2 protein-coding genes and 1 pseudogene are annotated in these 2841 nt (G+C 54.9%); all 3 read right to left on the bottom strand.

Annotated features, from left to right (window positions below):
- Positions 1 to 971, bottom strand: a 971-nt coding sequence (locus H6F43_RS09965) for an alcohol dehydrogenase catalytic domain-containing protein (protein WP_190342629.1), incomplete at its 3' end; no start/stop codon positions are given.
- A 147-nt stretch (positions 972 to 1118) separates the two neighbouring features.
- On the bottom strand, positions 1119 to 2267 hold the full coding sequence (locus H6F43_RS09960; protein WP_190342628.1) for a glycosyltransferase: 1149 nt from the start codon (positions 2265 to 2267) through the stop codon (positions 1119 to 1121).
- A 118-nt stretch (positions 2268 to 2385) separates the two neighbouring features.
- Positions 2386 to 2841 (bottom strand): annotated as a pseudogene (locus H6F43_RS09955) (hypothetical protein); the annotation flags it as partial.

The following is a 2841-nucleotide window of genomic DNA, read 5'->3' as shown; positions in this document are numbered from 1 at the left end:
AGAGGATAGCGATCGCTAATCAGCGCGTCCACATCAATTCGCTGGTTGAACACAATGTCTGCGGACAGCGCTTGCAGTGGGTAAGCGGAACTGTAGCTGCCCATTAGATCGATTTCGCGGCGGTAGAGAATGTTGGGATTGATCGGAATCTCCACCTCGTCGGGAAACTCCGCGAAGAACAGAATTTTGCCTCCTTTGCGGGTACAGTCTAGCGCCTGAAAAAAGGCTTTGTCGCTAGGAACGGCAAGCAGACTCGTGTCTACCCCCATGCCATCAGTGAGGGCATTGATTTTTGCGGGCAAATCGGCATCGCGGGCGTCAAAGGCGGCTTCGGCTCCCACTGCCAGCGCTTTTTCAATCCGACTCGGCAGCAGATCGGTGGCGATCGCCCGCGCTCCGAAGTGCTTCACCAGCATGATAAACATCAGCCCGATCGGTCCAGCTCCGGTAATCAGCACAGTTTGCCCCGGCTGCACCTGAGCTTTTTTTACAGCTTTGAGGCAGCAGTTGGTTGGCTCCACAAAGCTCGCTTGCTCAAATGTCACCGCCGCGGGAATCTTCATCAATCCGCCGTGCTGAACAATGTGTCCTGGCACTTTAACGTACTCAGCAAAGCCGCCACCGCTGGGAATAAAGCCTGCGGTGGTGGTGACGGTTTTGTACACCTCACACATGGAGTAGCTTTCATTCAGGCAGTAGGCGCAGTGCATACAGGGAATATGGTGCAGCACCACAACTCGATCGCCCACCTGCCAGTGCTTTACGTCTGAGCCGACAGCGGCGATCGTGCCTGCGGTTTCGTGCCCAAAGATGCGGGGCGGATTCAGCAGCGGATAGCGAATTTTTTTGATGTCTGACTGACACAAGCCTACGACCTGCACCTGCACCAGCACTTCATCTGAGAGAATCTCTGGAACGGGAATCTCTTCGTAGCTAAGCTGATTAACTCCGCGAAACACTTGCGCCTTCATGACAAAACCCTCTAAACCCTCCGATAGTGACTCTACCATCGGATGGCGATCGCGCGAGATTTAGGCGTTGGGCTGCGCTTGTGCTCGACTCGGTCAGTACGGTGTGTACATTGACAGGGGCTGAATTCAGCCCCTGTCACACCTTTCTTAGCTTGCCTGCCGTTGAGATTCCGGCAGTTGGCGCTGTAGGATCGACAGATACTGGTCTGTGACGGTGGTGATCGAGAATGCCTCAGCCCGCTGACGCAGAATAGCAGAGTCGGTGGGGCTGTCCAGTGTGGCAACGATCGCCTCTGCAAGCGCGTTGGCATCTCCAACCGGCACCAAGCGACCGTATTTGCCGTTCTCTAGAATTTCTGCAGGTCCGCTTTCGCAATCGGTAGAAACGACAGGAGTACCCGTGGCGATCGCCTCAGCCACCACATTCCCAAAGCCTTCAAAAATCGAGGACAGCACAAACACCCCTGCCTGTCGCATGTAAGCGTAGGGATTGTCGGTGAATCCAGGCAGGTCTACGTCTGCTTCTAAACCGAGTTCTTGCACCAGCGCTTCCAGTTGAGAACGCTGTTCCCCTTCGCCTAGAATGACCAGACGGGCGCGTCGCTGCTGCCGCACTTGGGCAAACGCGCGAATCAGCGTGAAGAAGTCTTTTTGGCTCACAAGTCGCCCCACCCCCAACAGTACAGGCGGTTCGTCGGGCGCAAACCAAGGATGATCGATCGCTGCGTGCATCTTGGTCTGCATGTCCGGCGTCACAACTGGATTGTGAACCACGTGAATGCGATCGATCGATAAATTGGTCATGCGTGCCACATCCGCCGCAACTCCGTGAGACGCCGCCACAATCTCATCAGCCCACGGATAGAACCACCGCACCAACTGCGGACGAACTTTGCCGATGCTGTTTGGCTGATGATCCTGAAACTGCTGCGACAGATTGGTTTGCACACACATAACAATGCGGGTAGCCCCCCCCGCCATTCGTCGCGCCCACGTGGCTGAACTCACAATATCTAACGCGGACAGCAGCACGTCTGGGCACTCCTGCTGCAAGTAGCGACGCAGCGCCAGGGTTTTTGACAGAACGACCGGAAACCGAGATTGCAGATTCACCAATCGCACCCCTAAAGGAATCTGCGTTAGATATGCCCCTTCTGCCTGTGCAACGACCAAATCGGTTTTAAGACCTCGTTCTGCAAACCCTTGTGCTAAATGCAACATTGCTCGCTCAGCGCCGCCGCCTGCAAGCGCTGGCAGAAAGAGACTGACAGAGTGAAGTTCCCGTGGCGTGTTCATGGTCGTGTCCATCGAGTCGGTTGGTAGATAGGCGGGAGGAATGGCGAGTCGGGAACCCGGAGCAACCGATTCCCTATCGCCTTACCTGATTACTTACCTAAGAAAATGCATCTCAGACTTAAGTTCCCGCACTTAGTTCAATTACTAGAGGATGATCTGGCACGCTAATTGGCAACTGTCTGGGGTTAGAACTTTGCCAAGCCGGGGCTGTGGAACTGATCGGGTAGTATCCCGTTGCTTGGGCAACCGCTGTATTAAGGGTCAGTGTGAGCGGACGATCAATCGTGGCGACATCCGTCCGCTGCTGCACGTCAAAGCAGGAAATTTCCTGCCACAGAACCAGATAGAAGCGCCCATTCGACTTTTGCAGCAGCGTGTGATGCACATGAGCCAAATCTCCACTGAGGCTGTAGGACAGCGTTCCTGGCTGAATAGGCGTACCCGCATCCTGCAGCAGCGCTATCAAGTTTTTGAGTGCGGTAAAAGCAGGCTTGGGAGAGCCATCAACACGCAGCAAGCCAAAGTTATTCTCTTGGTCTCCGGCAGGACGCTCATTGAGCAGCTCGTACAAGAA

Origin of the sequence: Leptolyngbya sp. FACHB-36 (assembly GCF_014695955.1) — a bacterium.
Taxonomy (GTDB): Bacteria; Cyanobacteriota; Cyanobacteriia; order Leptolyngbyales; family Leptolyngbyaceae; genus FACHB-36.
This window is presented reverse-complemented; position numbering and strand designations above follow the sequence as displayed.